Annotated in this window: 17 protein-coding genes, 1 tRNA gene and 2 pseudogenes; 12 read left to right on the top strand and 8 right to left on the bottom strand. The window is 71.6% G+C overall.

Translation table 11 applies throughout. The annotated features are described in order from the left end of the window. From QP939_RS13030 to QP939_RS13010, 5 genes are read right to left on the bottom strand one after another with little or no spacing between them, the layout of a single operon-like run. Complete coding sequence (locus QP939_RS13030) at positions 1 to 1341, bottom strand: acyltransferase family protein (RefSeq protein ID WP_285459733.1); 1341 nt, start codon at positions 1339 to 1341, stop codon at positions 1 to 3. After that, on the bottom strand, positions 1314 to 3116 hold the full coding sequence (locus QP939_RS13025) for a glycosyltransferase family protein (protein ID WP_285457005.1): 1803 nt from the start codon (positions 3114 to 3116) through the stop codon (positions 1314 to 1316). Before QP939_RS13025 ends, QP939_RS13030 begins: the two co-directional genes overlap by 28 nt. Before the next feature lie 2 nt (positions 3117 to 3118). Further along, positions 3119 to 3646, bottom strand: coding sequence for a hypothetical protein (locus QP939_RS13020; protein ID WP_285457004.1), 528 nt, complete (start codon positions 3644 to 3646; stop codon positions 3119 to 3121). Beyond that, on the bottom strand, positions 3643 to 5583 hold the full coding sequence (locus QP939_RS13015; RefSeq protein ID WP_285457003.1) for a glycosyltransferase family 4 protein: 1941 nt from the start codon (positions 5581 to 5583) through the stop codon (positions 3643 to 3645). The genes QP939_RS13020 and QP939_RS13015 overlap by 4 nt, the downstream gene beginning before the upstream one ends. Positions 5584 to 5614: 31 nt before the next feature. Then, complete coding sequence (locus QP939_RS13010) at positions 5615 to 6943, bottom strand: alginate O-acetyltransferase AlgX-related protein (RefSeq protein ID WP_285457002.1); 1329 nt, start codon at positions 6941 to 6943, stop codon at positions 5615 to 5617. Positions 6944 to 7081: 138 nt separating this feature from the next. On the opposite strand from QP939_RS13010, the gene QP939_RS13005 reads away from it, so the two are divergent. Together QP939_RS13005 and QP939_RS51815 are read left to right on the top strand one after the other, a co-directional pair. After that, complete coding sequence (locus tag QP939_RS13005; protein WP_285457001.1) at positions 7082 to 7705, top strand: hypothetical protein; 624 nt, start codon at positions 7082 to 7084, stop codon at positions 7703 to 7705. A gap of 219 nt (positions 7706 to 7924) precedes the next feature. Continuing rightward, the gene (locus QP939_RS51815; protein ID WP_352251177.1) at positions 7925 to 9358 is read left to right on the top strand and encodes a protein kinase domain-containing protein; all 1434 of its coding nucleotides are present in this window, start codon (positions 7925 to 7927) and stop codon (positions 9356 to 9358) included. Here the strand turns inward: QP939_RS51815 and QP939_RS12995 are convergent. After that, on the bottom strand, positions 9343 to 10020 hold the full coding sequence (locus QP939_RS12995; RefSeq protein ID WP_285457000.1) for an alpha/beta fold hydrolase: 678 nt from the start codon (positions 10018 to 10020) through the stop codon (positions 9343 to 9345). The two genes, QP939_RS51815 and QP939_RS12995, sit on opposite strands and share 16 nt — an antisense overlap. 134 nt (positions 10021 to 10154) lie before the next feature. Between QP939_RS12995 and QP939_RS12990 the strand changes: the two genes are divergently transcribed. Beyond that, the gene (locus QP939_RS12990; RefSeq protein WP_285456999.1) at positions 10155 to 10694 is read left to right on the top strand and encodes a DUF2716 domain-containing protein; all 540 of its coding nucleotides are present in this window, start codon (positions 10155 to 10157) and stop codon (positions 10692 to 10694) included. Positions 10695 to 10727: 33 nt separating this feature from the next. Next, the gene (locus QP939_RS12985) at positions 10728 to 11129 is read left to right on the top strand and encodes an immunity 7 family protein (RefSeq protein WP_285456998.1); all 402 of its coding nucleotides are present in this window, start codon (positions 10728 to 10730) and stop codon (positions 11127 to 11129) included. 138 nt (positions 11130 to 11267) lie between these two features. On the opposite strand, the gene QP939_RS12980 is transcribed toward QP939_RS12985, so the two are convergent. Beyond that, a tRNA-Gly gene (locus tag QP939_RS12980) sits at positions 11268 to 11340 on the bottom strand. Positions 11341 to 11528: 188 nt separating this feature from the next. On the opposite strand from QP939_RS12980, the gene QP939_RS12975 reads away from it, so the two are divergent. The 3 genes from QP939_RS12975 (at position 11529) to QP939_RS12965 (ending at position 14493) form a co-directional block, all read left to right on the top strand. Beyond that, complete coding sequence (locus QP939_RS12975; RefSeq protein ID WP_285456997.1) at positions 11529 to 13064, top strand: sigma-70 family RNA polymerase sigma factor; 1536 nt, start codon at positions 11529 to 11531, stop codon at positions 13062 to 13064. A 113-nt stretch (positions 13065 to 13177) separates the two neighbouring features. Then, positions 13178 to 13618: a hypothetical protein gene (locus tag QP939_RS12970; RefSeq protein WP_003076880.1), complete on the top strand. Its 441-nt coding sequence runs from the start codon at positions 13178 to 13180 to the stop codon at positions 13616 to 13618. A gap of 14 nt (positions 13619 to 13632) precedes the next feature. Continuing rightward, the gene (locus QP939_RS12965; RefSeq protein WP_285456996.1) at positions 13633 to 14493 is read left to right on the top strand and encodes an Fpg/Nei family DNA glycosylase; all 861 of its coding nucleotides are present in this window, start codon (positions 13633 to 13635) and stop codon (positions 14491 to 14493) included. Between the two features lie 247 nt (positions 14494 to 14740). Here the strand turns inward: QP939_RS12965 and QP939_RS12960 are convergent. After that, positions 14741 to 15541, bottom strand: a pseudogene (locus QP939_RS12960) (serine hydrolase domain-containing protein); the annotation flags it as partial. 173 nt (positions 15542 to 15714) lie between these two features. On the opposite strand from QP939_RS12960, the gene QP939_RS12955 reads away from it, so the two are divergent. The 5 genes and pseudogenes from QP939_RS12955 (at position 15715) to QP939_RS12935 (ending at position 20897) form a co-directional block, all read left to right on the top strand. Further along, positions 15715 to 17031, top strand: a complete 1317-nt coding sequence (locus QP939_RS12955; protein ID WP_285456995.1) for a histidine kinase — start codon at positions 15715 to 15717, stop codon at positions 17029 to 17031. A gap of 19 nt (positions 17032 to 17050) precedes the next feature. Beyond that, positions 17051 to 17897 (top strand): annotated as a pseudogene (locus QP939_RS12950) (S49 family peptidase). A 157-nt stretch (positions 17898 to 18054) separates the two neighbouring features. Then, entirely contained in the window at positions 18055 to 19437 is a 1383-nt protein-coding gene (locus tag QP939_RS12945) for a glycoside hydrolase family 16 protein (protein WP_285456994.1), read from the top strand. An 82-nt stretch (positions 19438 to 19519) separates the two neighbouring features. Beyond that, positions 19520 to 20353, top strand: coding sequence for a LytR/AlgR family response regulator transcription factor (locus QP939_RS12940; protein ID WP_285456993.1), 834 nt, complete (start codon positions 19520 to 19522; stop codon positions 20351 to 20353). Between the two features lie 13 nt (positions 20354 to 20366). Then, on the top strand, positions 20367 to 20897 hold the full coding sequence (locus tag QP939_RS12935; protein ID WP_285456992.1) for a hypothetical protein: 531 nt from the start codon (positions 20367 to 20369) through the stop codon (positions 20895 to 20897). Positions 20898 to 20927 lie beyond the last annotated feature (30 nt).

Genomic DNA, 20927 nt, shown 5'->3' with positions numbered 1-20927 from the left:
TCAGGCCCGCATCGACTCCGGCAGCATCCGCCGCATCGCGCGCCGCGTCGGCTCCTCGAAGAACCGGTGCAGGATGTGCGCGATCACGACCGTCAGCGCGAGGAAGCCGAGCACGATCAGCCGGTACTCCCAGCTCGTCGGCATGTCGGTGAGGTGCAGCTTGGTCTGGATGACGTGCCGCATGACGTCGATGCACAGCCAGTGGATCAGGTACAGCGCGAACGAGATCTTGCCGCCCCAGATCAGCAGTTTCGTGCGCAGCAGCCACGCCATGGGCTCACGGTTGCTGATCGCCAGTGAGCCGATCAGCAGCAGGAACAACGGGACGACGACGACGGTCTCGGCCGAGCCCCACATCAGGTGGCCGTTGATCCGCCAGTCCAGGCCCATGTTGTAGCGGGGGAACGGGTCGTAGCGCTGCACCAGGAAGATCACCGCGACGATCACGACGAACACGACGGTCGGCCGCAGGAACCACGGCAGCCGCGCGGCGCGGCCGTACCGCATCACGATCAACGCCGTGAACGCGCCGCCGAAGAACTCCGTCAGCACGCGCAGCGGGATCATCCCCGGCACCAGCGCGTTGTTGAACAGCAGCAGGTCGCTGCCGTCCTCCATGGTCACGCCGATCGCGACGATCGGGAACACGGAAACGAGCGCGCACAGGACGAGCGAGCGGACGCGCACGGTCCGCAGCATCTTCGCCAGCACCGCGATCGCGACGCTGAACACCAGGTACGCCAGCCATTCCGCGCTCAGCGACCAGTCCACCGGGTTCCACTGGTCCGGTTCGATGAACCAGCCTTGGATCAGCAGCACGTGCTCCAGGAACCGAGCCGGGCTGGCCGCGAGCTGGATGCTCGCGTCGTTGTTCGCCTGCAGCGAGTACGCGCGGTAGAGCGCCCAGCCGAGCAGCACCAGGAACATCACCGGCCAGATCCGGCTCAGCCGCAGCCAGAGGAAGCCGAGCGCCTTGCGCGGCGTCCACGGCTCGGTCATCCGGTGCAGGTGCGTGTAGGTCATGATGAAGCCGCTGAGCACGAAGAACAGGTCGACGCCGAGGTGCCCGGCGTCGAACAGCGGCGCGAGCCGGCCGAGGAACGGGAACGACGAGACCAGCTCCGGCCGGAAGTGGAAGGCCAGCACCCAGAGCGCCGCGAGCGCGCGGACCCCGGTCAGCGCCGGGATGAACGACGGCAGCGGCCCGCTTTCCTGGGTGGCGGGCGTGGCCGGTTCCTCGTGCGGCGCCGGGCGGGGGCGTGCTCCGGCGTGATCGCCGGGAGCACGTCCGTGGTCTCGGTTCTGTCCATGTCCTACCGTTTCGCGTTCGTCACGGCCCAGGCGCGCTGGGGATCCAGGTCGACCGGCCGGGCGGGCGGGTCGGGCACCACACGGGACAGCAGGACCTGCTGCACCAGCTCCGTGCGGTCGCCCCGGTCGGCGACCTCGAGCCAGAAGCCGTGGTGTTCCAGTCCCTCCGACCACGGGTCTTCCGGCCAGCCGCCGATCTCCTCGAGCACGGTCCGCCGCACCAGGTAGCCGCTGCCCAGGTACGGCAGCCTGGCCAGCCGCCGCGCCTCCGGGGGCAGGGCACCCACCAAGCCGAGCTGGACGTCCGCGACCGGGCAGTGCGCCACGTCCGCGCCCGCCCGGACCGCGGCCAGCAGCCGTGCCACGAGGTGCTGCGAGCATCGCATACCCGCGTCGAGCACCAGGACCAGGTCGGCGCGAGACTCCGCGAGGAGCCGGTTGTACCCGTGGCCCGCGCCGCGGGGGATCGGGTGCTGGAGCACGTCGTACGGCTTCGGCCCGGACGGCTCGGCGGTCCCGTCCTGGCAGACGAGGACGCGGCCGGGGAGCGTGGTCCCGCGAGCGAGGTCGTCGACCAGCGCCGCGACGCCGGGGTCGCCGATCCGCCGCACGATCAGCACGTCGAGGTCGTCGGCGCGCGGGCCGCCGCTCGGCGCGAGCGGCAGTTCGGCGGGGGTCTGGACCACGCCGTCGGTGCGTCGCGCGGTCTCGGCGCGTTCCACGGTGAGCCGCGCCGCGAGCCGCCGGTCCGGGCCGGGTTCGGCGCCGAGGGACTCCTCGCCGCGGAACCGCGGGTCCCAGCTCGGGGTGTCGACGGCCAGTGGGCCCTCGGTCGCGGCGACGACGGCGCGCGTCGGCACCGGCCGGTCCGAGCGCGCCGGTGCCGGGTGCCGTTCGGCGAGATCCGCCGCCAGCTCCAGCAACGCACGGGCCGACGGGCCCATGTCCAGCTCTTCGCGGACGAACCGGTAGGTCTCGGTGCGGATCGAGCGCTCCAGCTCGCCGTCGCGCAGCAGCGCCGCGGTCGCCGCGCCGACGACGGTCTCCCTGGCCACCACCAGGTGCTGCCCGGCGGTGAACGGCGCGAGATCGCGGCTGGGTTCCGTGACGACGACGCAGCCGTTGCAAGCCGCTTCCAGCACCCGCACCCACTCCAGCGCCTTCGACGCCTCGCGGTGCAGGTTGAGCAGCACGCGGCTGCGCGCCAGGTGCTCGTGCTTGGCCCGGCCCATCAGGAAGTCCGGCCGCGGCTTGACCATCGGCTCGTGCGGCGGGGTCAGCAGCCGCACCTCGAGCCCGTCCAGGTCGCGGGCCGCGCGGGCGAGCAACGCCGAGCGCCGGTGTTCGGCCGTGCCGAGGTAGGTGACGTCGATGGCGCGCGGGCTGTCCGGATCACCACCCCACCGGTCCCACAGCGGCGTGTAGCCGAGCTGGAAGCGGCGGACGTCGTGGCCGCGGCGCACCAGCTCTTCGGTGGAGTCGGCGTTGATGTCGACCGCGCCGCCGAACCGGGGCAGCAAGCTCGCACTGGTGTCGAAGGTGCGCGTGCCCGGGTGCTCGACGCAGAACGCGATCGTCCGGCGCAGCTGGTCCGGGCGCGGCCGCTGGTTCTCCGGCAGCACCACCAGGTACTCGTGCGGGACGACGACGAACACCGTGTCGTCGTCGTCCTCGGGCAGCGGTCCCACGTGGGTCTCGGCCCGGCCGCCCGCCGACCGCACGGCGTCCGCGACGACCTCGAAGAGCTCTTCCATGAAGGCGCTGCCGCCCGGCGCGGACGCCAGGACCAGCCGTGGTCCGGTCACGGTCAGCGGGTCTTCCGGCGGACCGTGCGCAGCGGGGCGGTGACCCGCCAGCTGATGGTCTGCCGGTGCGCCTCGAGCTCGCGCGTCAGCTCGGCCACCCGCAGGCGCAGCTGCTCGGCCTCGCGGTGGTCGTGCTCGGCGACCTCGGGCAGGTCGGCGCCGTGCAGGGCGAGCTCGGCCTGCAGCAGGTCCATCCGCAGCTGGTCGCGCTCGGTCCGGGTGCGTTCCAGCTCCTGGCGCGCGAGGTCGCGGTCGCGGCGCAGCGCGTCCAGCTCGACCCGGGCTTCGGAGGCCTCGTCGACCTGGCGGCGCAGCTCGTCGTTCGCCCGCGCGTCCTCGACGAGCCGTTCCTGCACGCGCAGGGCTTCCCGCAGGTCCGCGTCGGCGCCGCGGAGCCTGCCGAGCAGCCGCTCGCGCTCGGCCATCAGCACCGAGCGCTCGGCGCGCAGCTGCAGCAGTTCGGCCCGCACGGACGCCGGCACGGCGTACTCGACCGGTTCGTCGTTCTTCGGGCCTTCTTCGGCGCTCATGCGTCTCGTTCCTCGGTACCGGTGCCTCGCGCGAGGCCTTTCAGGATGGTGGAGAACTCCTGCCCGTAGTGGGCGGAGTCCAGGAAGGCGCCGACGCCGGCCAGCGCCCGCTCGGCGATCCGCTCGCGGGCCGCGGGCGGGGTGTCCAGCGCCCGCAGCAGGCCGACGGTGAGCGCGTTGAGGTCGTTGGGCACGAAGAGCCAGCCGCTCTCGCCGTCGCTGACGATCTCGCGCGTGCCGAAGACGTCGGCGGCCACGACCGGCACCCGGAACGCCATCGCCTCGAGGATCGACCGCGGCAGCGACTCGATGTCGGAGCTGTTGACGAACAGGTCGGCCGCGCGCAGCCACGGCCGCGGGTCGCGGCAGATCGGCACCAGGCTGACCGAGCCGGTGAGCCCGGCCGCCTCGACGTAGTCCCGCAGCGCGTCGCAGTACGGTGACTCGTGCGTCCCGACGATCACCAGGTGCGCGTCCGGGTGCGTGGTCCGGACCTGTTCGAAGGCCAGCAGCAGCGGCGCCTGGCCCTTGCGCGGCTCGCTGACGCCGACGTTGAGCAGCACCGTCGCCCGCTCGGGCAAGCCCAGCTCGCGCCGGACGTCTTCCTTCGAGTCGTGTAGCGCCTGCCGCACCGGGACCGGGTCGATGCCGTACCGGACGGTGACGCACCGCCGCGGCTGCGACCACGGCAGGAACATCTCGCGCGTGGCGTCGGCGACGAACAGCAGCGCGTCGGCCTTGGCCAGGCAGTGCTCCCAGCGGTCGCGCACCAGCGGGTCGAGGCCGTCCATGCCCCAGTTCAGGTAGGCGAAGTCCTCGAGGCTGAAGCTCTCGTGCACCACCCACGCCACCGGCAGGCCCGCGCGCATCGCCGCATCGACTCCGGCGAACATGCCGAGCGTGTTCACCAGCACGACCCCGGCGCCGCTCGCGGTGGCCAGCATCGCCAGCTCGCCGACGTACGCGGTGTAGGTGACGGCGTCCTGCACGCGGTGGTGGCCGGTGACGTGCACGGTGACGCCCAGCTCTTCCAGCTCGCCGCGCAGCGGGCCGTCCTCGGGGGAGACCAGCGTGACCTTGTGGCCGTGCGGGCCCGCGAGGTGGCGCAGCAGCTCGCTGAGCCAGAACTGGCCGCCGCCGACGCGCAGGCTGTGCGTCACGACCAGGACGTGGTCGGTGTCGACGGCCGCTTTGACGCGCGCCAGCAGGTCCTCGGTGAACGCCGACGCACGCGCGACGGCTTCGGCGTCGCGCCGGTCGACCGGGCGCCGCCGCAGCGTCGCGTACCGGACCGGAGAGTTCCACTCGCGGCCGTCGCGGGTCCAGGCCCGCACCCGGAACGTCACCTTCCGGCGCTCACCCGGCGCCATCGGCAGCGGCACGCGGGCCTCGTAACCGCTCAGCCCAGCCTGCCGGACCTCGCCGGGCAACGCGCTGGTGACGTCCGGCCGGGGCAGCATGAGCCGCGCGCGCTGCGGGGCCGCGCCGTCGACCTCCACCTCGACCCGGCTGGGCAGCTTGCCGTCGAGCAGCAGCCAGCCCGAGACGACCATCAGGTCACCGGTCAGGTCGGCGTCCGCGGCCGGGAAGTCGATCTCGCCCAGCGGCGACGGCATCCGGTGCCCGCTCGGCGGCTGCACGGTGACGCGGACGAGCTCGGTGCCGTCCGGCGCGGTGACGGTCGCCTCGACGCCAGCGAGGTGGTCTCCGTCGGCTTCCGCCCGCCACACCCACGTCGGCCAGTCCGCCGGCACCCCGGGCACGGCCGTGCCGCCGCGCTCCCAGTGCACCGTGGCGACCTGCCCGCCGAGCCGGACGGTGCTGCCGTCGGGCCCGCTCGGCGAGACCAGCCAGCCGCCGACCGACACCCGGCCCGCCGTCACCGAGGCACTGCCGGCGTCCACGCCGGCCAGCCACGGCAGATCCCGCACGCTCATCCGATTCCTTCGTCCATGCGCCGTGGGGCGCTCATCGCCTGGGGTGCGCCGCGAGCTGCTCGCTCAGCGTCTTCACCACGGCCGGGGCCAGGATAGGGCTTTGCCCGCCGATCAGGTTGCGTTCCGCGATTTCGAGGACGACGACGTCGCTGCCGGCCAGCTTCGCCGCGGCCGCGGCGGTGTTCTGCTGGACGTAGTCGGAGTGCATGATCGTCATGTCCGTGAACGCGGCCGCGAGGTACATGTTCGCGAAGCCGGTGAACGAGTCCCCGATCATCGCCACCTTGTCGCCGACCGTGCCGACGCCCGGCGTCCCGCGCAGCTCGATCGGGACGGTGTTCGGCTGCCCGAAGAAGGTGCGGGTCTTGTCGGCGCCGCCGTCCGGCGCCAGGCTCTCCAGCTCGGCGGGCTCGCTGCCGGAACGGCCGATCAGCGGCGGCAGGTCCGTGAGCTTGTCGAACGTCTCCTTCGGCGCGGTCCGCCAGGTGTTCGTCACGCCCGGCTTCAGGTCCTCGGCCAGCGCCCGGACCATGGTCAATCCGCCGTGGAACTGCCAGTGCGTGTCCTGCTTGAAGTAGATCGGCGCGCCGCGCCGCTGCGACTCGGCCAGCAGCGGGCCGCGCAGGTCCAGGTAGCCGACCTCGGTGTTCAGCCGCTGCCACATCAGCCGGGCCGCGACCGGCGCGCAGTCCTTGCCGGCGTAGGAATCCGGCAGGAACTGCGGGAAGATATCCGACTTGTCCGGCGGCACGATGAGCACGAGCCGCCGTCCCGACGCCTCGACCGTGCGGCGCAGCCCGATCAGCTCGTCGATCACCGTGGCGGCCGGGATGATCGGGTTGCACTTGGCGTACATGTCGTTGCCGAGGTACAGCCAGCCGTCGCGGCCTTCGACCACGGGCGGGTACGCGCTGTTCGTCTGGCCCTGCGTCGTGCCGGTGTCCGGGCGGGCGGGCGGCTGCTGGTTCGGCACCGGGCCGACCGCGGGCCCGGTGGGCTGGCCGCCGAGTGCCGGCGGCTCGCCGAAGACCCCGCGGCTGATCGCGTCCTCGGCCTCCACCGCGGCCTGGCGGCCGGGCAGGTGGTCGGTGGCCCACTGGCTGAGCCCGCTGAAGAAGCCCCAGCCGTCGGAGAGGCTCGGGAAGTCGTGGAGCTTGCGGTTTTCGAACGGCTCCGGCGGGCCGAAGAGGCCGAGCGACACCACCGGCGTCAGGAAGAAGACGACCGCGCAGATGAGTGCGACCTGCTGGCGGCCGTGGCGCGGCCGGTACATCGAGTGGTCCTTGGGCAGCCAGGCCTCGTGGACCGAAAGGGGCTTGACCGGCTTCTCCGGCTTCCCGCCTTTCACCTGCACCGACACTCCCTCACCATAGCCGACCCCCGGTTGGTGCCCGGTTGTCGGCGACCGTCACCCGTCAAGCCCCCGAAAACTGTCGTACATATGTTCTAAAATGGGCGTTGTCCAGGGGAGATGCCACCCGCGTCCGCGGGAGGCGTGATGGAGGAAGGCAGGGCCATGGCCTACATCACCCTGCCCACGTTCGTGGGCTACAGCGCGAGTAACGGACCGTCGCGGTCGTCGTTCGTCCGGCGGCAGCGCCGGCTGTACGAGGACCCGGCGCGAGCCGCGTTCAACTACTACCGGCGGGCGGCCAACGCCGTGCGGTCCGGGCGGGCGGCGGGGCAGGACGCGACCGCGTTGCGCGCGCTGGTCAACGCCGCCGACGACCGGACGAAACCGCACTACGCGGCGATCGCCGACGGCTGGCTGCGCTACCTCGGCCGCAAGTCGCCGCGGCTGGTCGAGGTCGGGCGCGGCCGGTGCCGGATCGGCGAGCTCGAGATCGGCGTCAGCCCGCAGATCGGGCTGCGCAAGAGCGACGGCCGCCGGTACGCGACCTGGCTCTACTTCAAGGAGGAACCCCTGACGAAGGACTCCGCGCAGCTCGCGCTGTGGGTGCTCGAGCAGGCGATGCCGGACGTCCTGCCGGGCGGGCACGCGCTGGTGGTCGACGTCCGCCGGGCGAAGGAGTTCCAGTTGTCGGCGCGCGACCGCGAACGGCTGCGGCCCTGGGCCCGCAGCGAGGCCTCGGCGTTCCTGACGCTCTGGGACGCCGCCTGAGCCGGGGAGGCGCCGGGTCCGCCCGGCGCCTCCCTTAGCATCGCCTCCGAGCGTTCAGGGGGGCGACGATGAGACTGGTCGCGGGGCGGTACGCGATCTCGGCCGAGCTGGGCCGGGGCGGCATGGGCGTCGTCTGGCGCGCCGAAGACCGGGTGCTCGGGCGGCCGGTCGCGCTCGAGGAGACTCGCCACCCCGCCGGGCACCAACCTCGAACGCGTCATGCGCGAGGCCCGCACCGCCGGCCGGCTCAACGACCCCGGCGTCGTCACGGTCTACGACGTCGTCAGCGAGCACGGTGCCACGTTCATCGTGATGGAGCTGGTGGTCGCGCCGACGCTCGCCGACGTCGTCGGGCGTGAGGGGCCGCTGGCGAACGACCGCGTCGCCGCGCTCGGCCTGCAGGTGCTCGGTGCCCTGGAAAGCGCGCACGCGGCGGGCATCGTGCACCGGGACGTCAAGCCCAGCAACATCATGGTGCTGCCCGGCGACCGCGTGAAGCTCGCCGACTTCGGCATCGCGCGGGCGATGGACGACCCGGGGCTGACGCAGACCGGCGGCGTCATGGGCTCGCCCGGCTACATGGCCCCCGAGCTGTTCGCCGGAGCCGGGCCGTCGCCCGCGTCGGACCTGTGGTCCCTCGGCGCGACGCTGTTCCACGCCGCCGAAGGGCGCGCGCCGTTCCAGCGCACCACCACGGCCGCGACCCTGCACGCGATCATGTACGACCAGCCGGTGTTCGAGCACTGCCGCGGCCCGCTCGCCGACGCCGTCCGCGGGCTGCTCACGCAGTCCACTTCGGACCGTCTCGGCGCCTCGGGAGTCCGGCGGCTGCTGGAAACCGCGCGCACCGCGATCACGGATTCGCCGACGCAGGCGGTGGACCCGGCCGAGCTGCCGACGATCGTCTTCGAGCCAGTGACGGCTCGGGTGGCCCCGCCGTCACCGACCACAGTGGACTGGGATCCGCCGCGGAAGAAGCGGCGCCTCCCGCTGGTGCTGACCGGGGTGGCGGTGGCCGTCGTCGCCGCGCTGGGCGCGATCTTCCTCCTCAAGCCGGACAGCACCACGCCGGTCGCCGCGGGTTCGCCCGGCGGCGCGGCGGGTCCGGCGCCGACCACGTCCGCCTCGTCCGGCACCACGACGTCGGCGAGCCCGACGTCTTCGGCGAGCGCGTCCTCGGTTCCGCCGTCCGCGAGCGTCCCGGTGCTGCCCGGCGCGAGCACGGTCATCCCGCCCAGCGCGCCCGCGAGCGGCGAACCCGCGAAACCGAAACCGACGATGGTGCCGCTGACCCGCTACCACCACCCGGACGGCCCGCACTTCAGCGCCACCAAGAAGATCGGCCCGCCGGCGGGCTTCACCAAGGAGGGCGTGTTCGGCTCGCTCGTCGCGACGGCCGAGCCCGGCACGCGGAAGTTCTACGCCTGCAAGGTGAAGAACCAGAACGACTGGTTCACCTCGACCGACCAGTCCGGCAAGTGTGAAGGCCAGGAGCCGATCGGCCTGCTCGGCTACGCGTACGCGCAACCGCCGACGTGGGCGTCGGCGCGGGCGATCTACCGCTGCAACGCGGGCGCGAGCCACTTCGACTCGCTCGACGCGGGCTGCGAAGGCAAAACCAAGGAGTTCCTGATGGGCTACCTCGTCTTCTGAAGCAGCACCTCGGCCACCAGCTCGGGCCGCGTGACGAACGGGTGGTGCGCCACGGACAGCTCGACGACATCGGTGGCGCGCTCGGCTTGGGCCCGCTGCTTCTCCGGCGGCGTCGCCAGGTCTTCGCCGCAGACGACGTAGGTCGACGGCACCTCCCGCCACGCCGCTTTCGTCGTCGGCTGACCGAAAACGGCTTCGTTCTGCGCGGTGAGCCGTTTCGCGGCGGCGGAATACGTGGCGTCGTCGAAGTCCTGCGCGAACAGCGGCCGGACGAGGTCCTCCCGGACGCTCGCGGTCCCGTCGCCGTGGCTGACGTGCCACGGCGGCGGCTCACCGGTCCCGAAGCCCGCGAGGGCCTCGCCGACGTCGGGCAAGAACGACGTCACGTAGACGAGCCGGTGGACCGCGGGGTGGTTCCCGGCTTCGGAAATGACGACGCCGCCGTAGGAGTGCCCGACGAGCAGCGCGGGCTCGTCGGAGGCGTCGAGCACCGCGCGGACAGCCGCGGCGTCGTCGCGGAGATCACCGCGCGGCTCGGCCTCGCAGCTCGGCAGCACGACGGCTGAGCTGCGCAGACCGTGGCCGTCGAGCACCTCGGCCGTCGGCCGCCACCACCAATTGCCATCTCGGACGAACGCGCCGTGGACGAAGAGAACCCGCATGGTGACAACCTGGCAGACTCCACCCGGTCGAGTGACACAGTTCGCGGCGAGCGGACGAGGACTGGACAAACCGGAGGGCGAACACGAAGCTTTCGCGTGTTCTACCGTGCGTGGCCAACTTCGAGGTCGAAACAGTGAATGCTGCCTGGGAAGCCGTCTCCCGCGTCGCCGACGAGCCCGCCTGGTACTGGGTGTACGACAAGCTGGCGTTCTGGCCGAGCACCTACGCCCACGCCTGGCCGGGGTTCCGCGAGCCCGCGCCGTCGCGGACGTGGGACCTTTCGCCCGGTGACCTGGACCGCGCGTCGGCCGAGTTCCGCCTCGGCCCGTACGCCGTCGAGGAGCACCAGGTCGCGGCGATCGCGCTGGCGGCGTTCCGCGAGGTCTGCGGTCCGGACGACTGGCTGTGGGCGCTGCACTGGCAGCACCAGTCCTACCGCGTCCGCCCGCACCTGATGACCGAGGGCGCCCGCTGGCCGGTGCCGGTGTTCCCGCGCGCGGACTACCACCTGTTCCTGGCCTCGGACTTCTCGTTCGGCACGCTCGGGCACCCGTGGGAGCGCACGTTGTGCGTGTTCGGCGAGAAGCTGGTGCCGGCGTTCGAGCGCCTCGGCGAAGGGGTGCTGAAGAACGTCCTGCGCCGTGACGGGAAGCCGTCCGCACTGGCCCGCTGAGCTCGCGGTTGATCTCTTGCTACCGTTTCGCGGGTGTTCGAATATCACGGCTGGGTGACCATCCAGGCGACCACGAGCGGCGACGACGACGCGGCTCTGCTGGAGCGCCTGGTCGACCGCGTGCACCGCGCGATCCGCGACGCCGGTGACTTCGACCTGGTCGACCTCCGCTGGAGCGCGGGGATGCCGATGCTCCACTTCGGCGGTTTCGACAAGCACGGCGGCCGCCTCGGCCCCGAGCTCCTGAACTTGTTCACGAGGGCGGGCGAGCTGGCCCCAGGCTCCTACGGCCTGCTGTACGTGTGGGACGACCAGGACACCGAGCACGACAACGAGTTCCGGGTGTACCGAATGGCCCGAGGCCAGGTAACAGAGCGCGAAGACCCCCACCTGACCCCAGTAGCGCCGACAATCTTGGACGTCTACGAGCTTTAGCCCCTACACCCCCCGGGCGGGTGACCACGCTGGAAGGCGACATGAGGCACCGTGGGGGTCCGGGGGCTCGGGCCCCCGGGTGAAATGGCGAAGGGGCCGAGGTCGACGTTTTCCGTCGACACACGACCCCTGACCCTGAGCGGATGACGGGATTCGAACCCGCGACCCTCACCTTGGCAAGGTGATGCGCTACCAGCTGCGCTACATCCGCACTGCCTTGCTGTTGAGAAGCACTCTATACCCACCCGAATCCGCTCCGATGAGCGGGTCCCCCCATGCCCTGACCCGGTGCTTCGGTGTCACAGCTGGCGTACAAGGGGTGACGACGGCTGTTTCCCTCCGTATGGTGTCCCCATTCGACCGAATGGGGAGACCTTCGGGGAGGAGGTGCCGGGCCGGATGACCGAGCTGGGCACGGTGCCGCCACCAGCGGCCTCGGAATCCGACGAGCAGGCACTGCTGCAACGACTGCGAAACGGTGAGGACGCCGCCTTCGGGGAGCTGTTCGAGCTGCACGCGGCCGCGGTGCGGAGACTCGCGCAGAGCCTGGCCGCCGACCGGTCCGAGGCCGAGGACATCACCGCGGAGACCTTCTTCCGCGTCCTGCAGGCCCTCCGCCGGGGTGCCGGCCCCCGCGACTACGTCCGCGCCTACCTCCTGACCGTCGCCCGCCGGGTTTCGTGGGAGTGGCACGGCGCTCGGCGGGACGTCCCGGTCTCCGACGACGAGCTGACCTTCCGCGCCGGTGCGGGGGCCGACACGCACGCCCGCACCGCCGAGCACACGCTGATCACCACCGCGTTCACCAGCTTGCCCGAGCGCTGGCGGACCGTGCTGTGGCAGACCGAGGTCGAGGGTGAGCAGCCCGCGATGGTCGCCACCCACTTCGGGTTGAGCGCGAACGCCACGGCGGCCCTGGCCCGCCGTGCCCGTCAGGGCCTGCGTGCCGCGTACTTGCAGGCACACCTTTCGGTGAACCGGGGGCCGGACTCGTGCCGCGCCGTCGTCGAGAAGCTCGGCGGGTTCACCGCGGGCAGCGTGACCGGCGCCGAGGCCGAGCGGATCAAGGCGCACCTGCACGGCTGCTCGTCGTGCCGTGCCACCCAGGACGAGCTGCGCGACGTCTGTTCGTCGCTGCGCGCCCACGCCGGGGTGCTGGTGCTGCTGGTGCCCGCCGCCGGTGCGGTCGCGGGCGGCAGCGGGGTCCTGGCCGGGCTCGGTGCGACCGTCAAGGGTGTCCTGGTCGGCTCGAAGGTCAAGATCGGACTGGCGCTGGCGTCGACGGCGGCCGTCGGCGCGGTCGGCGTGGCCGCCGGTCCGGTGCTGTTCGGCTCGGCGCCCGTGCAGGACGTCGGCCTCACCGGCGGCGCGCCCGAGCTGGTCGTCGTGCCGCCGAGCGAAACGCACCACCAGCCACCGCCGCAGCCGCAGCACGACCAGCAGATCGGCGTCGGCGTCCTCAACGGCCGCGGCACCGGCGCCACCGTCGCGGTCAAGCCGCGGACCGCCGTGAACCGCCAGCTGGGCGCGCACGAGGTGCCGAGCGTGCCGGGCGGCGACGTCCCGGCCGGGGACCCCGGTACCGCCGGCGGCGACGGCGGGCTCGCCCCGCGCGACGACGTCACGTCGTCGACGTTCAGCGCGCCCGACCAGTCCTCGACGTCGCCGCGGCTCGACAGCGAGACGACGAGCCCGCAGATGACGATGACCGAGTCCCGCGACTCGACCGAGAGCGCCGACGCGCCCGAGCTGTCGCCGGACGAGACGACAACCCTTTCGAAGCACCCCGCGCCGACCGACGAGGGCACCGAAACCACGGAGCCGTCGACGACGGTGACGCCGACGTCGGGGAAACCGTGCCCCAGCAGCACGTCCGAAGTCACCGATTCGGGCGAACCAACCGATTCGACCGCGACCACCTCGTCGGGTTCCTGATCTGCGGTGATCATCTCCGGCGGGCGGGATGTCCGATTCCTCCCTCGCGCGGGCCGGGCCGCGCACGGTACCGTTGTGCTGCTCACCCTGCGGGCGGCCTGGGAGGCAACTGAATGAACCGGCTGGTGCGCGGCGAAGACGGCCGCGACTGGGTGGTCCGTGCCCAGATGGAATGGCGTGCGCCGGCCACGGCCGACGACTTCGAGCACGACGTCGCCGGCAGCTACGGCCCCGGCATCGCGATGATCGTCGTGACGGCCCTGCTGGCCGTGATCCTCGTCGTGTGGACGCCGGACCAGGTCAACGTCCCGGCGTGGGTGTTGCTGGCGTTGCTGCTCGTGGTGCTGTTTTTCCCGCTGCGGTGGATCCTGCGCCGTCCGTGGACGGTGGTCGCGGAGACCGAGGGCGACGTGACCGGCGACCGGCCGTCCGAGCGCTGGGTCGGCACGATCCGCGGCATGTTCACCGTGCAGGGCGAGGTCAAGAAGATCTCGAAGACGATCCAGCGGCATTCGCTGCCGGACTTCGACGGGCCGCTGCACCCGGTCGAGTAGGGCACACTGGGGCCATGCCCGAGTTACCCGAGGTCGAAGCGCTGGCCCACTACCTGCGCGAACACGCGGTGGGGCAGACGATCTTCCGCATCGATGTCGCATCGCTGAGCGTCCTGAAGACGGCGACCCCGCCGTGGACGGACCTGCACGGCCGCGAGATCACCGCCGCGACCCGTTACGGCAAGCACCTCGACGTCGTCGCCGGTGACCTGCACCTGGTGATCCACCTGGCCCGCGCGGGCTGGCTGCGGTGGTCGGACGGCCTGGCCGCGGCGCCGCTCAAGCCGGGCAAGGGCCCGATCTCGCTGCGCGTGCACCTGGAGTCGGCGACCGGGCCGGGCTTCGACCTCACCGAGGCGGGCACGAAGAAGGGCCTCGCGGTGTGGATCGTGAAGGACCCGCAGGAGATCGCGAGCGTCGCGCGGCTCGGGCCGGACGCGCTCAGCCTGGACGCCGCGCAGCTGCGGAACCTGTTCGCGGGCAAGAACACCCGGCTGAAGTGGGCCCTCACCGACCAGTCGCTGATCGCCGGGATCGGCAACGCCTACTCCGACGAGATCATGCACCGGGCGAAGCTCTCGCCGTACGCGACGATCGGCAAGCTCGACGAAGGCGCGCTGGAGACGCTGGCCGAGGCGATCCACGAGATCGAGTCCGACGCCGTCGAGCGCTCGGTGGGCCAGAAGGCGGCGCGGCTCAAGGGGGAGAAGCGCTCGGGCCTGCGGGTGCACGCGCGCACCGGCCTGCCGTGCCCGGTCTGCGGCGACACGATCCGCGAGATCTCCTTCGCCGACAAGTCGTTCCAGTACTGCCCGACCTGCCAGACCGGCGGGAAGCCGCTCGCCGACCGCCGGATGTCCCGCCTGCTGAAGTAGTCAGCAGAACGCGGCGACCAAAGGCGCGTCCGCTCGCGACGGCAGCGGCGGCCGGTGCTCGGCGTCGGCCTTGACGTCGAAGACGGTCGCGACCAGCGTGAGCTGCCGCCGCCCGTCGGTGACCGACATGCTGACGTAGCCGGGGCCCGCGCCGGTGCCGCCCCAGACGGTCCGGCCGCAGGGGAGTTCGACCTTCTCGACGCCGAGCCCCTGCCCGATGAGCTGGGCCTGGAAGCTCCGGGGGCAGCAGCCGTCCGGCGAAGAGCGCCCGGTGGAAGGTGGCGAGGTCGTCGACCGTGGACACCATCGCGCCCGCCGTCCAGTCGTAGGACGGGCTGATGGTGGTCCAGTCGACGCGAGCGAGGTCGTACCCGTGCAGGTGCGGCCCGGTGAGGCGCGGCGAGGTCAGCGGGAACGACGTGTGCACCAGCCCCAGTGGCCGCAGGACCCGCGCGGCGACCTCGCGCCGGACGTCGTGGCCGGTCACCGCCTCGACCAGCTTGCCGAGCACGAGGTAGCCGGTGTTCGAGTACTCGTAGCGGCCGGGCGCGGACGGCGGCTTCCGCAACGCCATCCGGATCACCTCGTCCGGCGTGTAGACGTACCCGCGGTCCCCGGCGAAGTACGGCGCGAACAGCTCGGCGTCGGCCGGGTCGTGGATCCCGCTGGTGTGCCCGAGCAGCTGCCGCGGCGTGACCGCCGGGACGCCCGGGACCGCGACCGGCGCGTCCAGCGACAGCCGTCCTTCCGCCGCGAGCTGCAGCACGACCACGGCCACGAACCCCTTCGTGTTGCTCGCGATCCGCCACCGCTGCCCGGCGCGCGCGGGCTCGCCGGTGCGGACGTCGGCGACGCCCGCCGCGTAGCGCGAGACCCGGTCGCCGTCGCGGTGGTAGGCCACCGCGGCCGGGAACCCGCCCCGGGTGACGAGCGTGGTCACGGCGTCACGCACCGGATTCCCCCGTTCGGCGGCACGTGCTGCGCCGCCCGCCGCCGTCGCCGCGATCGACACCGCGAGCGCGCCCGCGACAACCCCCCGAAACCGCATTCTTCCTGCCCCTTTCCCCGGAAGCGGTGGAACAGGACGAGCCTCGCGCGTGTTGCGGACAGTGACCATGAGGGCAGCCACCCGACTCTGGGTAGGGTCACCCCAACCCTCGGTCAGCACAGTTGGACAGAAAGTGGGATCAGGCCTTGCACCCGGTTGGTCGAGCGCAGAGCATGGACGCCGTGTCCGGGTTTCCGCTTGCGCAGATCGTTCCGTGGGGTCTCGTGGTGCTGCTCGGCATCGTGGTGATCGTGCTGCTCGTGAAACAGCGCAAGCCGGCCAGCGTGGTGGAGGACGCCATGCTGCAGGCCGTCCACCGGATGTCGAAGGCGGCGCCGAACCTCCGCTCCGGCCTCGACGAGGACGCCGCCGACAAGATCACCACCCAGCTGCTGCAGATGCTCGACTGCGTCGCCGTCGGCATCACCGACAGCGAGGGCACGCTGCTGTCCTGGGACGGCGAGGCGAACGAGCACTACGTCGACCTCGTCGACGCGATCGGCGCGGCCATCCGCAAGCACCGCCGCGAGGTCGTCGCGCACGACCGGATGCCGTGCAACCACCGCGGCACCTGCCGGATGAAGACCGCGGTCATCGTGCCGCTGCTGGTCGAGGGCGAGACCGAGGCGGCGCTGATCGTCGTCGGCCGCACCCGCGGGCGGCTGGTGCAGATGGCCGACGCCGTCGCCCAGTTCGTCTGCACCCAGTTCGAGCTGGCGCGGCTCGACGAGTCCAAGCACCAGCTCCAGCAGGCCGAGATCAAGGCACTGCGCGCGCAGATCTCACCGCACTTCGTCTACAACGCGCTCAACACGATCTCCGCGCTGATCCGCACGGACCCCGAAGAGGCGCGAGAGCTGCTTCAGGACTTCGCCGACTTCACGCGCTACTCCTTCCGGACGTCCGGCATGTTCACCTCGCTCGCCGAGGAGCTGCGCAACATCGACCGCTATCTGACCATCGAGAACGCCCGCTTCGGCGGCCGCCTCGAGGTGCGGATGAAGATCGCGCCCGAGGTGCTCAGCGTCGTCGTGCCGTTCCTGATCATCCAGCCGCTGGTGGAGAACGCGGTCAAGCACGGGCTGGCCAGCAAGCCCAGCGGCGGCTGCGTCACGGTGATCGCGCAGGACCACGGCACCGAGGCGCTGATCAGCGTCGAGGACGACGGCATCGGCATGGACCCGCGGCGGCTCAAGGACGTCAAGAACGCGCACAGCACGGGTGCGCACGTCGGGCTCGGCAACATCAGCCAGCGCATGCAGCAGGTGTTCGGCAGCGACTACGCGGTGATGGTCGAGACCGCGCCCGGCGCCGGGATGAAGGTGACGCTGCGGGTGCCGAAGTTCGTCCCCGGCGTGCGGCCGAACATGCCGGACTACAGCGCCGAGGCCGAGGCCGACGTGCCGGCCCAGGGCGGCCCGGCCCAGCTGAACGGCGCCGAGGTGAACGGCGTCAACGGCACCCGTTCCGGCATCCTCCCCATGAGCTGAATCCCGCTAGCCTGGCTGCATGAGCGTTACGGACAAGCTGGCTTCGCGGATCCCGGTGCTCGCCGACCGGGTCGAGCGCAAGGACGTCGTGGCGGTGGTGAAGCTGCACGGCGTGATCACGCCGTCGCCGTCGCCGCTGGCCAGGGGCGCGATCAACCTCGCCGCCGTCGAGACGGCGCTGACCAGGGCGTTCGGCCACGATCGGCTGAAGGCGGTCGCCCTGCTGGTGAACTCGCCCGGCGGCGCGCCGACGCAGTCCGGGCTGGTCGCCGAGCGGATCCGCCAGCTGGCCGACGAGAAGAACGTGCCGGTGCTGGCGTTCTGCGAGGACGTCGCCGCTTCGGGCGGCTACTGGCTGGCCTGCGCGGCCGACGAGATCTACGCCCACCGGACGTCGATGGTCGGTTCGATCGGCGTGATCAGCGGCGGCTTCGGGTTCACCGGGCTTTTGGAGCGCTTCGGCATCGAGCGGCGGCTGCACACGGCGGGCGCGAACAAGTCGCGGCTCGACCCGTTCTCGCCGGAGAAGCCCGAAGACGTCGAGTGGCTGAAGAAGATGCACACCCAGCTCCACGAGCTGTTCGTGAACTGGGTGAAGGAGCGCCGCGGCGACCGGCTGACGGACACCGAGGACCTGTTCACCGGCGACGTCTGGCTGGGCGCGAAGGCGGTCGAAGCTCGGCCTGGTCGACGGCCTCGGCAGCCTCCGGCAGATCATCACCGAGCGCTACCCGGACGCGGAGATCTCGGTGGCCGAGCCGAAGAAGCCGCTGCTGGCCCGCCTCGGCATCGGTGCCCCGGCCGCCGCGTCGGCCCTGCTGGACGCGGTGACGCAGAAGGCCGCGTGGTCCCGCTTCGGCCTCTGACCCGGTGTCCGGTTTGAGTACTTCCGGGCAGACTTTGTGACCTGAGTCACCCTGCCTCGGTAACGCCTCTGGCTTCGCGCGCGGGGCATCGGTTCTCCTTGTCCACGGGCTTTGTTGCGATCGGCAACAAATCCGGACGACAAGGAGGTCGTACCCGATGCCCCGCTCCCGAAGATCCCTCACCCTCGGCGCCCTGGCCGCCACCGCGCTCATCGCCGTCCCGCTGACCGTCCCCGCCGCCGCGTCGATCCCGCCACCCGAATCCGGCTGGACCACCGTCTTCGCCGATGACTTCACCGGCGGCTCCGGCTCGCTGCCCTCGAGCGCGAACTGGCTCATCGACACCGGTCACAGCTACCCCGGCGGCCCCGCCAACTGGGGCACCGGCGAGATCCAGAACTACACGTCCAGCACCGCCAACCTCGCCCAGGACGGTGCCGGCAACCTCCGCATCACGCCGTTGCGCGACGGCGCGGGCAACTGGACGTCGGCGCGGATCGAAACCCAGCGCACCGACTTCAAGCCGCCGTCGGGCGGGGTCATGCGGATCGAAAGCCGGATCCAGATGCCGAACGTCACCGGGGCCGCCGCGCTCGGCTACTGGCCCGCGTTCTGGGCGCTCGGCGGCCCGTACCGCGGCAACTGGTGGAACTGGCCCGCCATCGGCGAGTTCGACATCATGGAGAACGTCAACGGGATCAACTCCGTCTGGGGCGTCCTGCACTGCGGCGTCAACCCCGGCGGCCCGTGCAACGAGACGACCGGGCTCCCGGCCAACCGCGCCTGCCCCGGCAGCACGTGCCAGTCGGCCTTCCACACCTACCGCTTCGAATGGGACGCGAGCACCAGCCCGCAGGTGTTCCGCTGGTTCGTCGACGGCCAGCAGTTCCACTCGGTCAGCCAGAACCAGGTCGACGCGACGACCTGGGCGAACATGACCACCCACCAGGGCTACTTCGTCCTGCTGAACGTCGCGATCGGCGGCGCGTTCCCCAACAACAACTCCGGCACCACGACGCCGGGGCCGGGGATCGTGCCGGGCCGCCCGATGGTCGTCGACTACGTCACGGTCAGCACCCGCGGTGGCGGCACCACACCGCCGACCACCACGACTCCACCCAGCGGTGGGACCAGCGCGTACAGCACCATCCAGGCCGAGTCCTTCAGCCAGCAGTCCGGGCTGATCACCGAGGCCACGACGGACAGCGGAGGCGGCCAGAACATCGGTGCGCTCGCCAACGGCGACTGGGCGCTCTACCCGAACGTCGACTTCGGCAGTAGCGCCGCGACGAACTTCCAGGCCAGGGTCGCGTCCGGGGCGGCGTCCGGCGTGAGCGGGCTCGTCGAAGTGCGGCTCGACAGCCGGTCCAACGCGCCGATCGGCAGCTTCGCCCTCGGCAACACGGGCGGCTGGCAGAGCTGGCGGACCGTCCCGGCGAACATCAGCGCGGTCACCGGCGTGCACAACGTCTACCTGACGTTCACGAGCGGCCAGCCAGCCGACTTCGTGAACCTCAACTGGTTCACCTTCGTGCATTGAGGCAAGGGCCCGCGGCTCTTGGCCGCGGGTTCTCCCACATCAGGCAGACGGGGGCTGGACATTGCACTCGGCAATGGGCAGGATGCGTTTCACTGTGAGTGCTCACGATGACACCCGGAAGCTCGTGGTCCTGGCCGTGGACGACGAGCCGAACGGGCTTGACGAACTCGTCCACTGCCTGCGCAACAGCCCGCACGTGGCGAAGGTGTTCCCGGCGATCGACGCCTCCGAGGCGCTGCGGTTGCTGTCCACCGACGACCCGCGGCTGCGCGAGCGCAAGGACCGCGGCCTGCCGATCGTCGACGCCGTGTTCGCCGACATCGACATGCCCGGCCTGTCCGGGATGGAGATGTCCCGGGTCTTCGCCGCGTTGCGGCCCTCGCCCGCGCTCGTGTTCGTCACCGGGCACGCCGAAGAGGCGGTCAACGCCTTCGACCTCGGCGCGCTCGACTACGTGCTCAAGCCGTACCAGCAGGACCGCCTCGACCGCGCCATCTCGCGCGTGCTGGACAAGCTGGCCGCCGCCGCGGTGCCGCCGCCCGGAGCCATGGGCGGCGAGCCGGTGAAGAACGACGACGAGGTCATCCCCGTCGAGCTGGCCGGCACCACCAAGCTCATCCCGCGCTCCTCGGTCCGCTGGGTCGAGGCGCAGGGCGACTACGCGCGGCTGTTCACCACCGAAGGCAGCCACCTGGTGCGCATCCCGCTGGCCCAGCTCGAAGAGCGCTGGGAGAAGGCCGGGTTCGTCCGGATCCACCGCTCGTTCCTGGTCGCGTTGCCGCTGATCACCGAGCTGCGCATGGGCCAGGGCGGCTACCAGGTCGTGATCGGCAACGAAGAGAAGGTGCTGCCGGTGAGCCGGCGGCACACCCGCGCGCTGAAGGACCGGCTGGTCGGTTCGGGCCGGAACGGCTGACTGCGGACCGGTCATGACCGACGACTTCTACGAGCGCCGCCCGAACGGCGTGCGCGAGCCCGATCCGACGCTCGGCCGACGGCCCCGCCAGCGGCCGCTGCCGCAGCCGGGTGAGCGGGCCGTCGTCGAGTCGCTGCCGCCCGCGCCGGACAACGAGCCGCCGCCGAAGCCGGAGCACCACGCGAAACCCAAGCGGGAGCGAGTGATCCTCGCCGACCCGCGCCGCGGCGCCGGCACCCTGCGCGCCCGCGTCGAGCTGGAAGAGCAGACCAGCTGGGGAAAGCTGCTCGTCAAGGACCACCTGGTGAAGGTGCAGCTGCGGACGGCGTTGCTGCTCTCGCTGCTCGTCGTCGTGGTGTTCGGTTCGCTGCCGGCGCTGTTCTACCTGGTTCCCGGGTTCTCCCGGTTGAGCGTGGTCGGCATCCCGGTGGCGTGGCTGATCCTCGGCGTGCTGCCGTTCCCGTTCCTGTTCGGCGTCGGGATCTGGTACAACCGGCTCGCCGAACGCAACGAACGCGCGTTCGTGGACATGATCGAAAACTAGTTTCGCACCCGCTCGTGCGAGGATTCCTCC

Source organism: Amycolatopsis nalaikhensis, assembly GCF_030264295.1.
In the GTDB taxonomy this organism is placed as follows: domain Bacteria; phylum Actinomycetota; class Actinomycetes; order Mycobacteriales; family Pseudonocardiaceae; genus Amycolatopsis; species Amycolatopsis nalaikhensis.
The sequence above is the reverse complement of the archived record's forward strand: the minus strand, read 5'-3'. Positions and strand labels throughout refer to the sequence as shown.